The sequence below is a fragment of the Prevotella sp. HMSC073D09 genome (assembly GCF_001814145.1).
GTDB classification, from domain to species: Bacteria; Bacteroidota; Bacteroidia; order Bacteroidales; family Bacteroidaceae; genus Prevotella; species Prevotella conceptionensis.
The window spans coordinates 38,976-55,245 of the sequence record NZ_KV815124.1; the positions used below are offsets into that span (position 1 = coordinate 38,976).

Genomic DNA, 16,270 nt, shown 5'->3' on the forward strand with positions numbered 1-16,270 from the left:
ACAACTCCCCAACTCATAAACTCGAACAACTCATAAGCCCATAAACTCAAAATCTTAAAATCTTACATTATATTTTACAAAACGCACTTCTGCCGCCACCCCATTCTAGCGAAAAAATGGCTCCAAAACAGGCAAATTGCCCCAAATTTCGGCCTTTCACGTTCATCTTTCTGTCCACTTTTAAGCCAATTGGCTGCATTTTGCACCATTTTACCCTTCTAGTTTGGTTGCCAACCCCAAATTTTTCAAGCCCAATTACCCACTTTTTACCCCTAAAATTCCACTTTTTGATAGGTATTTTGCCCCTTTTAGCCATGTTTTTCAAACATCTAAAAGGTTTTGTTTATACCATTGCAGTGCATTTTTATGCAAAGCGTTTCGCATTTAGCACCATTTTGCACTGCGTTTAGCACCAAAATGCACTGCATTTAGCGGCATTTCACCTTGCGTTTTGCACCAAAACGCACCGCATTTAGCACCAAAATGCACTGCATTTAGCACCAAAACGCAGTACATTTAGCTGCAAATGGCCCAAAATCTGGTGTAGATGACGACCTTTTCAAATAAAAATTCATTTTGCCGCATGCACAGGCTAACCCCATTTTGCACCAAAACAAACCTCCGCGAGAATCGATTTTTCGACAGGGCGGACTGCTCGTGGATAAAAATGGCACTCATAATGTTAAAATTTATACTGAAAAGTAGACAAAGATAAGGATTGACAAGTTGACGGGTTAACGAGTTGACAAGGTAACAAGATAGCGAGTGAACAAGTAAACGAGCAGACGAATTCATAGCTTTACTTGTCAACAGAAATCTCACTTGTTAATCAGTCAACCCGTCTACTTGCCAACTAATCATTCTCTTGTCAACTCGTTAACTCGTCTACTGATAACCAACTCGTCAACTGATTTGTTTGACGGAAAGATTGGTCAAATTATCTAACGCGTATTAAAATCCCAACAAAAGCCATTGTGGTTACAAATTATTTCTTTAAATTTGCCTCCGTAACACTTTATGCCGACTGTTGGCCAGCTTTACCTAAGCCTCGTTTCGCGTTAACAAATGCGATACTCCCTTTTGAAAGAAAGGACATTTTAAAGCAACTTGCACGGGTCTGGCGCATAACAACAATCGCCATGAAGCAACTTACTTATACCGATAGAACCTGAAAACCGAAAATAAACTAAGGAGAAAAACCAATGACAAAGGAAGAACGCGCTGAAAAATGGTTTCGCAACGTACCTCACGCCGAAGCCTTAAACCTGGAAGCAAGAAAGGAGATATGCCGTAGAGTGGCAAAGAAGGTGATGTTAGTTTCCTTTGCCGTGCTTGCTTTGGAAATAGTTTTGCTCTTTTTATTCGATAAAGAAACAATCTTTAATGACGTAGGCAACTTCGTGATTAACGGTACACCGCAAGAACTTTATAGAAGAGGAGCTGATTTGACGCTAATTGGTATTTGTATCTTGTATCTACCGCTTATGGCATTACCCCTTCTTGCTGCCGTTTTATTCAGGAAAAAGGAAATCCCGTCTGCCGTAAATCGCTTTTTAGAGGAAAGAGACAAGGGCGAGGCACGCGAACAATGGGCAACAGACGATGACTGGAAGCAGCTTGCCAACCAGACTGGAAGGCGTTATGCAGACTGGGGAATGGATATCGATGGCGAAGAACGTAGCGATGGCTTTACGATGGCTGACGTAAGGCAGCAACTTGCAGCGTTGAAATATGACAAGCGCGATTCTATTTATATTTGGGTGCCCGATAGGATAAACGTAGACGACAAATTTAGGTACAACTATGTCTTCATTTATCAGGGAGACCGCTTTGCGCGTTTCGATGTCGAGGTATTTACCATTGACATAGCGCACAACAACCACATGATAACCTACAAAAAGGAGAATTTGAGTGAGAAGAAAACAATGGAGACGTTGCAAAACCTTCTTGACAACCATGCTATCCCTAAGTTGCAACGCTGGAAAGTTCTAGCGGATTGCCTGATAGAAAAAAGCACTGATGCAGGAAACTACAAAGCCATCGTTGAGCTATTGACCGGAGGAGAAACGTATCTCGCTCAGGTTGAGAAGTGCATCGCCGCACCCAAACAATATTATATGGACCATGAGGAGAGATATGAGGACAGGGGAATGGATGAAACCGACCGGAATGGTGATATAATTTGGATAGCCATTGCCGATGAAATGCTCGACAGCGGCAATGCTGTTGAGCTGGATTGGAAGGAAACTAAGGAAGAGTTTTATTTGCAAATGCAGGATTTGGCAGGCAAACATAATCTTGAACTACGCGAGGAGTGGCTGCAAGAGGATGGGGACATTCCGACATGGTGTGGGGTTCTTGACGGAAAATGGGAAGAGCAAGGTTTCTGCATCGCCGAATTTGATATTGATAGCGACAGCTATGTTCTCTTTATTTGCACATGCGAAACGCTAGAAAAGCTAAGAAAACTGGGCGATGAAGTTCTTCGTACAATTGATTTAGCACAGGAAATGTAGCCTTAACGAGCGGGGTTGTTGCCACTTAGCGAATTACAAACTCGTTAACTTGCCAACTGGAAACAAGCCTGCCGAATCGTCAGCCCCGTTAACAGAAAACGATACTTAAACAAACAATAAAAGATATGACAAAGGAAGAACGCGCAGAAAAATGGTTTCGTAACATACCAAATGCCGAAACCATAGACTTGGAAACAAGAATGGAGATATGCAGCAAGGTGGCAAAGAGGATGATCTTAGTGTTCTTTGCGGTGTTTGCTTTGGAATTAGTTTTGCTGTCTGTGATTGTCGGAGACGATTTTTTTAATGGCTTAGCAGACTTTGTGAACAGCCTTATCGGAGGCAGCCACAACAGAGGCAGCCGTAATGTGGCGGTAATCGTCGCAGCTATTGTCTGCGCACCGCTTATCGCCTTACCCCTTATTGCCACCCTTGTTTTCAAGAAAAGGGCAATTGCATCTGCCGTGAATAGAACCTTGGGCATAACGAACAAGGGCGAAACGCGTGGACATGGGACAACAGATAAAGATTGGGAGCAGTTGAGTGGTTGGATGGAAACATTCTATCCGGATTGGGACATGGTTGTTGGCGACACAACTATTGGAGGCTTTACGCCGAAAGACGTAAGGCAACAACTTGCTGCATTAAAGCCTGGCACGTTTAAAAGCATTCTTATGTGGGCGCATATTCCGATAAAAGCAAATGAGGAATACCAGTTTAACCATCTCTCAATTAGTCCGAAAAAACAGGCTGGCTATTTCAAAATGGAAGTCTTTACCAGTGATATAGCGCATGATAATCATATTATAAATTATGAGAAAGACAAATTGAGTGAGCGAGAGGTAATGGAAGTGTTACACAATGTGCTGAACAACAATCTTGCTGCCGAGTTACAAAGTTGGAAAGTCATGATGGATTATCTGCTAGAAAAAAGCACCGATGCCGAGAACTACAAAGCCATTGCGAAGCTACTGCCCGATGGTGATGCGCTATTCGCTAAGGTTGAGCGGTGTATCGACGCGCCCAAACAGTATCTTATCGACAACATGGAGAGGTTTCGTGAAAGGGAAATGGATGAAAATGAACGGAATTGTGACATTATTTGGGCTACCATTGCCAACGAAATGCTCGACAACGGCAATGCCGTTGAGGTGGATTGGGAGGTGACTAAGCAGGAATTTTGTTTGAAGATGAAAGGTTTGGCGGACAAATATCACCTTACACTAAACGAAGACTGGCTGAACGAGGACGACGAAATAGACACCTGGTGTGACATCCTTAATAAACAATGGGCAGACTGGGGCTTATGTGTTGCTAAGTTTACGATTGTGTGTGGCAACTTTGGCTATCTTTACTTTATCTACGAACGCCAGGATGTTGAAAAGCTGTCGGACTTGTGTATGGAGGTTAACCAATGTATTGATGTTGCAAAGGAGATATAGTCTTAACAGCAGGTTTAAACTAACAGACTTGTGCCATTTAGTGCATCACAAACTTGCCTGCCTGTTGCTCTTGTCTACTCGTTCACTCGTCAACGGGTTAACTCGTCAACTTATGAACTTGTCAACTCGTCAACTTGTTAACTGGTAAACTTGCCAACAGAACAACTCGTTAACTATCCAGCTCGTTAACTTGTCAACCTGTTAACTTGTCAACTGAAAAAATCGTCAACTGGTCAACTAGAAAACTTGTTAACTCGTCAACTGAACATCTCGTTAACTTGTCAACTCGTCTACTTGTTAACTTGTCAACTCATCAACTAAAAACCCGCTTTTGTTTGCTCCACACCACTAGCACAACGAAAGTCAACGCCTCGGCGAGGGGAACGGCGAGCCATAACCCAACGACACCGATGAGATAGGGAAGGGCAATGAAGATGGGGATGACGAGTATCAGGCCGCGCAGACACATGAAGAAGATGGCCTCGGTGGCACGTTCCACGCTTTGGTAAAAGCCAATAATAACCACATTGAGCGAAAAGAACACGAAACTGGTGGCAAAGAGTGGGAAACCTTCGGCGCACACAGTGAAAGCGTGAGTGCCTTCGGCCAGGAACAATGAAATGAGTGGACGAAAGGCCAACATGCCCAAAAGACTGATAACAAGGCCGCTAACAGCTGTGAGTGCAAGCGAAAGGCGGAGCGTGTGGCGCACGCGGTCGTGGTTGGATTGGCCGTGGTTATAGCTTACGATGGGCAGCTGCGCTTGCGCAATGGAGTTGCCAAACATGTAGACTAGTGGGAAAAGATAGCACGCCACGCTGAATGCGGCCACGCCATCTTCGTGAAGAAAGGTCATAAACATGAAGTTGCCAACAATCATTAACCCCGAAATGGCGGTCTCGGCAATGAATGTTGGAACGCCCAACTTCATCATATAACCTAAATTGCGCACGGTAAGACAAACGCTGGTGCGCGTGAACTTGGGTCGATAAAGGCGTATGGTCTTGGAGAAATACACCAAATAGGCCACAGCCATCAAGGCTCCTACAGTTTCGGAAATGCTTGTGGCAGAGGCTGCACCCATCAAACCAAGGTTAAGCGGGAAGACGAACAGCCAATCGAGAAAGATGTTGAGCACGGCAGGGACCACGCTGGTGTACATGGCGTACTTAGGCGAGCCGTCTAGCCGAATGAGAAATCCGCCCACATGTACAAGTACGGTGAGGGCAGGTATGGGACTGATGTAAGTGAGATACTCGACAACGAGAGGCTCGAGCATTTGCGAACCGCCAAAGAGATAGCATATCGGCTTGGCGAAAACGGCAATAAGAACGCTTACGCCCGACATGACGACGAATGGAACGGTAAGGGCTTGTGTGGCGTTGATGTTGGCAGCCTTGTTGTTTCCTCGCGAAAGGTGAACGGCCGCCACTACGCTAACGCCAGTGGCAAACATAAGCGACACACCCAGTCCGATGAGGAATATGGGGGCGGCAATGTTTACTGCCGCCAAAGCATTGCTGCCTATACCCTGCCCAACGAAGATGCCGTCGGCAAGCGTAAGCATGGCGTTGAACACCAAACCAAGAAGGGTTGGCACGAAAAGCTTAATGAACAATCGCGGGATGTTCATCTTACCAAAGTCGATGTTGTCTCTGTTATCCATGTTGGTGCGGTGTGTAGGGGGAGGTTTCTGTGGGCTAAGTTGAACGGATAGCCAAGGTAAGGTGGCTGTCCTAGATAGTTATGCCATTGGGACTATCCCTGGTTTTCTTGTCTGTTAAGCTAGCCCAAGCAAACTTCTAAGGCTTATCTAGGGCGGATGCCTTTGCCTAATACGCCTTGGCATACCAATAAAACGGCTGCGGTTTTAACCTCAATAACGCTTGCAAAGGTAGCTTTTTTCAGCGAGTTTGGCAAATAGGAAAACCGAACATCCTTAATCTTCGCGACTCAGAATGCTCGGCTGTTGTTTTCTGCTAACGAGTTGAGAAGTTCGTTTGTCTTGGTATGGGCTGGCTCTACCGTGGACTGTTAAAGAGGCTGGAATAGGGTTGCCTCCGCACAGAACCACGATAGAACGCCACTCTCTTGCCAACGACACACGATGAAACACACATGCCGTGGCCTTCTCTCTGTTGTATAAATCTCTCTCTTTGTTTGTGAGGCAACTTCACAATTGCCTTTAATCATCAACCTGATTTCTAAATAACGTCTCTAAACCTGAATGATTTTTTCCTTAAATTTAATGCTGTACCTATTATATTGAATGTTGTATGAACTACTTATTTCTCAGTTGGGATGTTGAAGAACAGGGGCTCTGAAATGGGGATGTTGTTTCCTCTTACGGCAGCCACACGTATAACGGCGTTGCCTGGTTTCAGTCGTCTGTCTGCCCTTACCAGTGCCGTATAGCGTATGGCCTTGCCTGGTTCAAGCTGTTCAACGTGTATGGTGGGCGAGATATCCAAGTGTTTGTTGCCCGTTTCCTCGGTAACGATGGGTTGAACGTCGTGTAGCGTTTGGCTACCGTTGTTCCATAGTTCGAAGATAACCTTACAAAGCTCGTCGCGATTAATCTGTCGATTCTGATTGTCGTCTACAAACCGAGCGTTACGTATCTCTATCGGCAGCGTGCTGATTGTGCGCGTTGGCCCTTGCTGTGCGCTCTCACTAGCACTTGGTTGTTGTGCGCTGTAATTGCCCGTATAGTCAGAACCCTTGAAGTCGAATATGCGGTCGTCGCCTCCGTTGTTCTCGTCAAAGCCGCTATCACTGGGCGGATATTGGCCGTAAGCAGGCTCCTCATCGTTATATCCGTAGTCTTCGCGTTCCATTTCTCGGCGGCGTTGTTCAATGCGTTCGCGCCTTTTCTCACTCCGTTCTTCGGCTTTCTTATCGGCTTGTTCGCCAATGGCAGCTCCGATAGCAGCTCCTACGCCCGTGCCAACAATCTGTCCGAGGTCCGAGCCACTTGCTCCGCCTGTTATTCCGCCGATGGCACTGCCTAAGATTGAGCCAAGTGTGGCACCCGCATAGGCCCCAGAGCCTGCGTAAGTTCCGCATCCAACGAGTATCGCCAGAGCGATTAGTGCCATGATGAGTTTTCTTGCTACCATCGCGTTTGTTTTTTATTGGGACGAAAGTCTGCGGCATTGCCTTGGGGTAAGCCTATCGCTGTTGGCCGTTTTCGTCCTCGTTTCTGGATGCAAAGTTAGTAAGAATGACTAAGTCTGTGAGAGGAATTCCCCCAAACGAAGGTAGGGAATACCCTAAATGGGAAAGGAGAACAGGAAGGCAGGTGGAAGAAACAAGCAAGATGGAACAAATAAGGGCATGGGAAAGCTGTGGATTTTACCGGGACAAACGGGGAAGAAAGGGATGAATAAGACAGATTAATACTAACGAATGGAACAGATAAAGCTAATGAATGGAACAGATAAAGCTATCGAATGAAACAGATAAAGCTATCGAATGAAACAGATAAAGTTATCGAATGAAACAGATAAAGCTAACGAATGAAACAGATAAGACTGCCGAATAAGACAGATTTGGCCAGCGGATAAGCGACATCGGCCAAACAATCGTTGTTTCTTTCGTCCCTATTGGCTCATCAACTCCCCCTCTAAAAGTACAAACCTTCTCCCCGTTACGGTTTATACTCCACCTTTCCATAAACAATTCTGCGCGCGGGTTTCCACATGTCGCTAGCCATATCCTTGCGCGCTATATAATAAGGAGTGCGTACGTTGGCGATGCCAAAGAGCAGATGACAGAGGCCATCGGACATGCCCGGACGAGCAACCGCACCCTGCAAACGATGCCACACCTGGGGATTGCGCGCAATAAACGAGGGCGATGCCCATACAATAAGCGGAATATCGTTCATGCTGTGCATGTAGGCCGAAGTGTATTCGGGCGTTGTCGAGCGGCCATATTGGTCGCGCCAGTCGTAAATTTCTTCGCCGTGGTCGGGCAAGTAAACAACAACGGCCTGCGTATTACGCATGGCATCGAACACCATACCCAGCACATGGTCGTTGTAGCGGGTGGCATTGTCGTACTCAGCCACTTGTTGTCGCTTTTTCGGCGTTAGCCAAGGGGCAGAACTTTTAATGTCGGCAGCACTAAAAACGTTGAATGCCGACGTATCGGGATATTTGTCTTTGGCGTTGAAATGTTGCCCGTTGAGGTGTAACAACAATAGGCGATGACGACGACTGTTGGCCTTAGCGTAAGCAAGAGCTTGCGAAACGAGTGCCCCATCGAGTGTACCTTCACTGCCACGAACACTGTTGTAAGCCACAGAACGTATCTGCGGATGGTAAATAAAGCCGTTAAGACTGTAATTGGTAAACACGTTGTCGGCCGTTACCAGTTGGTTACTCCACATCTCAACCGTGTAGCCAGCCCGTTTAAACACCACGGGGCACAGTGCACCTTGGCTCCAATTCTGCCCTGCGGACACATCGTTGGTGCTGAGTATGGCCTTTACCGCCTCGGTGGTGAAGTTGTAAGGACTAATATAATCGGTAAAGGCCAGCAGGTTACCGCGCTTTTGTTCGGCCACCATTCGCGGCGTAGTGGGCAACGGATAGCCATAGATTTGGGCATGACTCTTGATATACGACTCGCCAATAACCACCACCAACGTAAGCGAATCGGCATCATTGGCCAGGCTACTTGCACGCTTGGCCGCCGCTAAGTTATTGGCCACGGCCTCTTGCAGTTCTCGTTTCATCAGGTGCGGAACGTATAACGAGTAGGCGGCAATGGACAAATCGTCCATCGAATAGGCATAATAACGAATGTTCCACCATTCGGCTTCGGCCGTGGTTTGGCAGCGTAGCAGGGCAGGAATGGCCGAGTAAGTGTAGCCTAGGGCAACAAACGAGCTGAGGATTGTGCCTACAAGCAACTTTTGGGGCAGCTTGCGCTGCAACCAACGCCCCCAAGTAAGCCGGTGGCGTTCGGCAAAAACAACCACCACTATATATAATATGGTGAGTCCATAGCTTTTAAATGCGCCTGCCGACACGGCGAATGTGGAGAAGAAACCCGACACTTCGGCGGCGTTGGTCTCTGCAACGAGCATCACGGTCTTGGGTGTGAGCTCTGAATGGAGGGCGAAATGCAGAAAACTTCGCAACAATACGCACCATGTGGGCAGGGCGTAGGCCAAACATTTAAACCACGTTCGCCCCACGGCATGCACCACACAGGTGAGCAAATAGGCCAAGGCGAGGGCGGCAACGAGGTGCAGCAGGGCTGCCGCCACTTCGTCGGGATAGGCGTACATGTGCTTAATGGCCTCGAAGGGCATCAGCGTAATGGCCGCAAACATGGCCACGAAGAACACCCATTGGCGCAAAGGGCGCATAAGTGTGCGTATCATTGTTGTGCAGATTTGTTTGTTTTGTGCAAAGGTCGGAAGAAAAAACGAGTTGACAAAATAGTCGTTCTCAACTATTGCACGGCATTTCGTACAAAGTAGATGCACGCCAAACAGACATACTTCTCGTTCCTGCCCAACAAACAACCTCTCCCCTACCCGCTTTTCTCTCCCCAATAGCTTTACTCCAAGACCGCTTATAAACGGGAGAGAGGAGCAGTTGGCCCATCCTGTCAATACGCCAACATGCCCTGAAGAAAAGAAAATATTGCTGTTCATTAGGGTTTTAACGAACAGCAATATCATAAAAACGAGTGTTACTAGCCTGCTTTTCCAATTGGCTTTTCGGCTTTGATTGGTCCAACCTATCGCGATGTTGGTCAGGAAGAACAAGCCATAGTTGTTCAATGGGGTTAATCTGTGAAGACAATACTAGCCCTTCTTATTGTCCAAGCCATGCCACCAATTGTCCCAATCAACAGCAACAAATCGGTTACGTGTTAGCGATGTTAAGTCCAAACCATGCCACGAATTGTCCCTATCCACACCACTAAGCAGTTCTATTTCTAACTGCAAACGTTTGGGCAAGTGCCAAACACCATGTGCATCAAGCAAGATGGGCTTTATTCCCAGAACTTTTCAAATAGGCGCGGGCATAACTTTTGCATGGATTCAGGGTCGTCTTCTTCCCAATTAAATTCAAAATTGGGATAGTTGCCTTCACTAGTTTTGAAGTTTTCGTCGTCAATATAGTCGTACAACTCGGCATCAACGGCCTCTTCGAACGCCTCTAAAGCCACATACCAGAACGATTCGAACTCAAAAAAGTCCATCTCGTCATCATCGCCTATGTAGTCGATAAGGTTGTCGGGGTTGGCCATAGCCGCCTCATAAACCTTTCGTCCGCGCGATATAACCCACAAGCGGAAATACTCAAAGCCATCGTCCGAACAGCCTCCATTCATCAAATAGCCAGCACACCACATCTCGGAGGTGTAGCTGTCGTAAAGAAGTTTGTCGGTTCGGAGCCTAAAACCAATCATTTCTTTTAACGACAGTTTGCTCAGCTCGCGTTTAACCACTTCCAAATATTCATCTTCATCGTTGCCAGCCTCGTCTACTGCGGTTTGTACGATAGCCCAAAATTGCTCTTCGTCCATCATTTCGGCCGTTGGTTTAAGTTCGGCCAACTCTTGTTGTCTTTGCTTTTCCATAACATAAAAGGTTTTAATTTGAAGGGGGTGAAAGAGGTTAAAAACATAGTTATTGGGGCATTTCAGGCATTTGCAGGTTGCCTTTATCCGGTAATCCTGCTGCACTCTACCAACTTCCAACTAACAAGAGCAAGCCTTCATCATTAATTTGCTAAGCATTACAGCTATTGCAAGCCGATAGCAACAAGCCGGTCGCAGCAAGCCAAAAGCAGGCTTTCATCACCCGTTGGCAGCATAATTGGTTTTAAATAAAAGGCCAATTATTACTTCTCTTGCATCAGCCTTGTGCACACAGCCCAGCTATCTACGCCCTTTCTTTTTCCCTTTCTTCTTCTCTTTCTTTCCCTTCTTGGTTTTCTTATTGCCCTTTTGGGGCTTAGTTTTCACATGTTTCTTCTTCGACTTAACGTGTTTCTGCTCCGACTTAACATGTTTCTCCTTCAACTTAACATGTTTCTTCTTCGACTTAACGTGTTTTGCTGCGGCCGAGTGGCGCACTTTGGCACTACCTTTCAGTTTCGAACCCTTTTTCTTGTGTTTCTTTCCTGTGGTAGAACCCTTCTTGGCCTTATGCTTTCCCTTCTTCTTCGCACTGGCTTTTCCTTTTCGTTCGCCCGACTCTTCTTTTAAACGCTTGTCGGAAGTCAACTCTTTGTCCTCAGAAGACACCTGCTTCTTATCCACAGGCGTAACCTCCACGGGAACCACTCCATGCGAAAGCATGCCTAACGCCTTAGCGGCACCCCACGACAAGTCAACAATACGTCCACGCCCAAAGGGGCCGCGGTCGTTCACCCGCACAACAACCTCCTTGCCGTTATTTAGGTTTTTCACTCTCAGCTTTGTGCCGAAAGGATGCGTTCTATGGGCGCAAGTAAAGTCGTTATGACGCAGTCGTTCACCACTACTTGTTCGTGCGCCCGTTGCTCGGCGCGAATAAAAAGAGGCTTTACCTCTCTGCTGTGCGTGCAAAGAGATAAAGCCCATAATGGTAAATGCTACAAACAATACGTATCTTAAATGCGTCACGTTGTTTGAATTTATGATTATTGAGGTTTGTCACACCCCGTTGCACAGCCCTTGGCACGGATTGCAGCTCCTTCTGCCTTAGGAATGCGGGTGCACAACACTCTAATTCTATCGCGTTTACGTTGATTATGCGATGCCCTGAGCCATCATGGCGTGGGCCACCTTCATAAATCCGGCGATGTTGGCGCCCTTCACGTAGTCGATGTATCCGTTGGCCTCGGTGCCATACTTCACACATTGTTCGTGTATCGACGACATGATGTGGTGCAGACGTTCGTCTACTTCCTTGCCAGTCCATCCCAAACGTAGGGAGTTCTGCGTCATTTCAAGGCCCGAAGTTGCTACGCCACCAGCGTTAACAGCCTTTCCAGGTGCGAACAATGTCTTCGTAGCCACGAACTTTTCGGCAGCCTCGGCGGTGCAACCCATGTTCGAAACCTCGGCCACGCAAACGGGTTTGGCAGCCAAAATCTTGTCGGCGTCTTCGCCGTTCAGTTCGTTCTGGGTAGCGCAAGGCAAGTAGATGTCGGCTTTTGCCTCCCAAGGTTTCTTGCCGGCAAAGAACGTTGAGCCGGGGAACTTGTCTGCGTATGGTGCGCAAACGTCGTTGCCACTGCTGCGAAGTTCGAGCATATAGTCGATTTTCTCGCCGCTAACGCCATTCGGGTCGAGGATATAACCGTCGGGTCCACTAATGGTGATAACCTTTGCGCCCAGCTCGTTAGCCTTCTTAGCGGCACCCCAAGCCACGTTTCCGAAACCACTTATTGCCACGGTCTTGCCCTTAATGTCGATGCCTTTGGTCTCCAACATCTGGTTAACGAAGTAAAGTGCGCCGTAACCGGTAGCCTCTGGACGGAAGATTGAGCCACCCCATTCAAGGCCCTTACCTGTAAGCACGCCCTCAAATTGGTGCGTAAGCTTGCGATACATGCCAAAGAGGTAACCAATTTCGCGGCCACCCACGCCGATGTCGCCTGCGGGAACGTCTTCGTTCGGACCGATGTGACGATACAATTCGGTCATGAAAGCCTGGCAGAAACGCATGATTTCAGCATCGCTGCGCCCGCGGGGTGCAAAGTCGCTACCACCCTTACCGCCGCCCATAGGCAACGTTGTAAGTGCGTTTTTGAACGTTTGCTCGAAGCCCAAGAACTTCAAGATAGAGAGGTTTACAGAGGGATGGAAACGCAATCCGCCTTTGTATGGGCCAATAGCGCCGTTGAATTGCACGCGATAACCGATGTTAACGTGTACCTCGCCCTTATCGTCGGTCCAAGGAACACGGAAGGTGATGATGCGTTCGGGCTCTACCATCCGCTCGATAATTTTAGCTTTTTCAAACTCAGGGTGTTGGTTGTACACATCCTTAATTGAAACAAGCACTTCTTTTACTGCCTGAAGGAATTCAGACTCACCTGGATGCTTGCGCTCCAGTTCTTGCATGATTTTCTCCACTTCCATGGTTGTAATCTTTTTTATGGTTGGGTTAGTAAACTCATTTTTTTGTCAAATGGATGGTGCAAATATAGAACTAATTTGCATACGCACCAAATAAAAGGCAATATTTTTTTAGTGCTTGCCGTTTGCCTTGCGCGTTAAGTGATAAGGTGCGGCAACGGTTTACTTCCCTTTTGTTCGTTTTTGCGGCTTTAATCTTACATCTGCTAGCCGTCAAGAGCAATCTTTGTCCAAAAAGATAATCTCAGATTTATCTTCAAATGTCCGCCAATTCTTGCGGAATAATGGTTGCACCTTGCCTTATCCTGTCGGCCATGCCTATGCCGTTACGTAGGTTTCCGCCCACGATAAGGCCTGGATATTGGCTTTGCAGGGCGTCAATGGCCTTGAAACGAGCACCGCTGCTTACCTCGTATTGCGGTATGGCATGGCGATGGCGGAATATTTTAAGCAAGTTGGGCTGCATGTTGGCCGGCAAACGCAGCATGTATCGCAGTTCGGCAAGCACCATTTGCGCCAATTCGGCATCGCTCATCTCCATCACTTCGGGGTGTTTTATGCCACCGACGAACACCGAAAACAAGTCGCCTTGCCTGGGTGCACGCCCCTCAAAGCACGATGCAGGGAACAGCACACCTAATATATGTCGGTTTTCGCACGAGGGAACAAGGCCGCCAAAAGCCTCGTTGCGCTGCCCTTGCACATCGGCAAAGCCCACACTAACCTGCACCACAGGGGCGTAACGCAAACTGGTGATAGGCTCCATCAGTGCGTGGGGCACGAAAGGCAGCAACTGGGGCAGGGCATAAGCGCCAACGGTAGTTACCACCTGTTGGGCTAAGATGCTGCAAGCGGTGCCGTCTGGCCGCGTATATTCGGCCCTCCAACCCTGCTCAGAAGGTAGCAGATGCAAGTTGTTCGCGCCCAAAACGATGTTCGTTTCGCCAACAGAACGCCCAAGCGCATCAATCAAATGCTGCAATCCCCCTTCGGCCGAGAACACTTTTTTGGTGGCCAGCAGGTCGCGTGGCGTTTTGGGTTGGCGCATCTTAGCTATCGCCCCGCGCACAAAACTGCCGTATGTGTGTTCCAAATTGTAAAGCTTGGGTAGCGCATAACGCGTAACCAAACGTTCTGGGTCGCCTGCATACACGCCCGAGATAAAAGGGTCTACGGCATACTGTTCGAACGAATTGCCCAACCGTCGCCTAACAAGTTGTGCCACGCTTTCGTCTGCATCCGTTCCTTTTTTCCTAAAAGGCTCGGCCAATATCCGCAGTTTGTCGTGCCAAGAAAACAGCGTTGTTCGCACGCTGGCCATCAAACCCACGGGCAATGCGTGGAAACGTTCGCCCTTCCAAATCCATCTTTGCTTGGCCTCTTCGCGCGCTGTAAGCAGCTTACAGCCGTATGGGGCAAGGTCGGTAAATAGTTCGGCCACTTCGGGATAGGCCACCATGCCCGTGTTAGGGCCGCTTTCGTACACAAATCCCTGTTCTTCAAAGGTGCGGATTTGTCCGCCAATGCGGTTTTCTTTTTCCACCACCAGCACCTCTTTGCCTTGTTTCCGCAGGGCGTGTGCGGCGGTTAGCCCGGTAAGTCCGGCTCCTATTATTATTGTTGTTTGGCGCATGAATCTTTTTGTGTAACTATTCAGCAATAATGAACGTTGGTTATCAAGAACTTATAAACGTAATGTTGTGGTAAAAAGGCTCGAAATGACATTACCTTACCAGGTCTTGCATGTGCCTGCCTGTGTAACTTGTTGATAATCAATAATGGGTTATACGCTTCATTGCTGAATAGTTACCTTTTTGTTTAGCTTGGTTTTCTGCCATGTTGTACACGTTACACGGGTTTCGAAAAGCGATTGTTGTTGTTAATCATCATCTTATCGAGTGCCGCCGCCACGTTGCGCACAAAGGGCGAACCTGCTTCGGTAAGTGCTATGTGTGTGGGTTCTAAGGTTATCAGCCCGCCGTCGGCCATTTGCTGCAAGGCCGGCACGTCGTAGTTTAGGGCCTCTTTCACCTCTTCTGCCGATATGTTCAGCCTTTGGGCCATGTCTGTCCACGCCACGTAATAGTTGCACATCAGGCTCTCTATCACCTCGCGCGCCACGCGTTGCCACGGTTGCAGCGCATATCCGCGCTCTATGCAGAGCCGCCCTTCGCTGGTGTATTGAATGTAGCGTGCCACATCTTTGGTGTTTTGCGCATAAGCCGCGTCTAGCTGACTGATGCCCGATACGCCCAAGGCATACACCTGTGCCGTGATGCGCCGTGGGCAATAGCCCTGAAAATTACGGTGCAGCTGCTTGCGTTCCAGTGCCTGTTGCAGGTCGTCGTTGGGCTCAACAAAGTGGTCCATGCCGATATGGCAATATCCGGCGCGTGCAAGTTGTTCTGCCGCCTGCTCGAACATGCGCATCTTTTCGGCCTCTGGTGGCAGCCCTGCCTTTTCCAATATGCGCTGCCTGCTATATATATAAGGTACGTGCGCATAGCTAAAGGTAACCAATCTGTTGGGCCGCATGCCTATTGCGCGTGCGATGGTGCGCGAAAAACTCTGCACCGTTTGCCCCGGCAAGCCGTATATGAAGTCGAGATTAACCTTTGCGCCGCTTTGCCTAAGCCGCTCAACGATATGCTCTACGGGCAACAACGAGGGTCGGCGGTTAACGGTTCGCAACACGTTATCGTCGAAATCCTGTATTCCCAAGCTGTAACGCGTAAACCCACAGTCGATTAGCTGCTCCCAATGTTCATCGTTAAGGTAAGCAGGGTGGCACTCAATGGCAATCTCCGGGTTTTCTATTGTGCCGAACGAACCCAGCAAATGTTCGTTTAGGCGCCTGATGTGGTGCAGTGGAATGGATGTAGGGCTACCTCCCCCATAATGTATCTGCGATATTCTCCGTCCCTTGTCTAGGTGTGGCAGCAGCAGGTTTATCTCCCGATGCAGGGCATCGAAGTAGGCCTCCACCACCTCATTGCGCGCCATAGCCACCGAGTTGCACCCGCAATAGTGGCACAGGTGTTGGCAAAAGGGCACGTGTATGTAAAACGAAATGTTGTCTACAGCGGCTTTGTTAGACTGGTCTACGGCTGCGAGATACTCCTCTTCGCCCATCTCCACAAAGCTGTTTGCCGGCGGATAGCTCGTGTATCGTGGCACGGGCTTGTTATATTTGGCAATTAATTCTTCGTTAGTCAT

The 16,270-nt window shown here is 48.1% G+C and carries 12 protein-coding genes; 3 read left to right on the forward strand and 9 right to left on the reverse strand.

Annotation, left to right across the window (positions count from 1 at the left end; translation table 11 throughout):
- Positions 1–67: 67 nt before the first annotated feature.
- A complete protein-coding gene (locus tag HMPREF2955_RS16345) occupies positions 68–325 on the reverse strand; it encodes a hypothetical protein (protein WP_168166895.1) in 258 nt (85 codons plus the stop codon).
- A gap of 877 nt (positions 326–1,202) precedes the next feature.
- Here HMPREF2955_RS16345 and HMPREF2955_RS15295 point away from each other — a divergent pair.
- Both HMPREF2955_RS15295 and HMPREF2955_RS11675 read left to right on the forward strand, forming a co-directional pair.
- Positions 1,203–2,516 carry a DUF6630 family protein gene (locus HMPREF2955_RS15295; protein WP_083317715.1) on the forward strand — a complete coding sequence of 438 codons (1,314 nt, stop codon included), beginning with the start codon at positions 1,203–1,205 and terminating at the stop codon, positions 2,514–2,516.
- 125 nt (positions 2,517–2,641) lie between these two features.
- Positions 2,642–3,958, forward strand: coding sequence for a DUF6630 family protein (locus tag HMPREF2955_RS11675; RefSeq protein ID WP_070723642.1), 1,317 nt, complete (start codon positions 2,642–2,644; stop codon positions 3,956–3,958).
- Between the two features lie 313 nt (positions 3,959–4,271).
- On the opposite strand, the gene HMPREF2955_RS11680 is transcribed toward HMPREF2955_RS11675, so the two are convergent.
- Both HMPREF2955_RS11680 and HMPREF2955_RS11685 read right to left on the reverse strand, forming a co-directional pair.
- A complete protein-coding gene (locus HMPREF2955_RS11680; protein WP_070723643.1) occupies positions 4,272–5,624 on the reverse strand; it encodes an MATE family efflux transporter in 1,353 nt (450 codons plus the stop codon).
- A gap of 619 nt (positions 5,625–6,243) precedes the next feature.
- The gene (locus HMPREF2955_RS11685; protein WP_070723644.1) at positions 6,244–7,077 is read right to left on the reverse strand and encodes a hypothetical protein; all 834 of its coding nucleotides are present in this window, start codon (positions 7,075–7,077) and stop codon (positions 6,244–6,246) included.
- Between the two features lie 157 nt (positions 7,078–7,234).
- Here HMPREF2955_RS11685 and HMPREF2955_RS17080 point away from each other — a divergent pair, with 157 nt between their 5' ends.
- Positions 7,235–7,357, forward strand: a complete 123-nt coding sequence (locus HMPREF2955_RS17080) for a hypothetical protein (RefSeq protein WP_256374703.1) — start codon at positions 7,235–7,237, stop codon at positions 7,355–7,357.
- A 250-nt stretch (positions 7,358–7,607) separates the two neighbouring features.
- Here HMPREF2955_RS17080 and HMPREF2955_RS11690 read toward each other — a convergent pair whose 3' ends face one another.
- The 6 genes from HMPREF2955_RS11690 to hemN form a co-directional block, all read right to left on the reverse strand.
- The gene (locus tag HMPREF2955_RS11690; protein ID WP_070723645.1) at positions 7,608–9,353 is read right to left on the reverse strand and encodes a phosphoethanolamine transferase; all 1,746 of its coding nucleotides are present in this window, start codon (positions 9,351–9,353) and stop codon (positions 7,608–7,610) included.
- Positions 9,354–9,973: 620 nt separating this feature from the next.
- A complete protein-coding gene (locus HMPREF2955_RS11700) occupies positions 9,974–10,564 on the reverse strand; it encodes a DUF4240 domain-containing protein (RefSeq protein WP_070723647.1) in 591 nt (196 codons plus the stop codon).
- A 300-nt stretch (positions 10,565–10,864) separates the two neighbouring features.
- Complete coding sequence (locus HMPREF2955_RS15300) at positions 10,865–11,551, reverse strand: septal ring lytic transglycosylase RlpA family protein (protein ID WP_083317716.1); 687 nt, start codon at positions 11,549–11,551, stop codon at positions 10,865–10,867.
- 168 nt (positions 11,552–11,719) lie between these two features.
- Positions 11,720–13,057 carry an NADP-specific glutamate dehydrogenase gene (gene gdhA / locus HMPREF2955_RS11710; RefSeq protein ID WP_070723648.1) on the reverse strand — a complete coding sequence of 446 codons (1,338 nt, stop codon included), beginning with the start codon at positions 13,055–13,057 and terminating at the stop codon, positions 11,720–11,722.
- A 253-nt stretch (positions 13,058–13,310) separates the two neighbouring features.
- A complete protein-coding gene (gene hemG / locus HMPREF2955_RS11715; protein WP_070723649.1) occupies positions 13,311–14,687 on the reverse strand; it encodes a protoporphyrinogen oxidase in 1,377 nt (458 codons plus the stop codon).
- Positions 14,688–14,902: 215 nt separating this feature from the next.
- Complete coding sequence (gene hemN / locus HMPREF2955_RS11720) at positions 14,903–16,270, reverse strand: oxygen-independent coproporphyrinogen III oxidase (RefSeq protein ID WP_070723650.1); 1,368 nt, start codon at positions 16,268–16,270, stop codon at positions 14,903–14,905.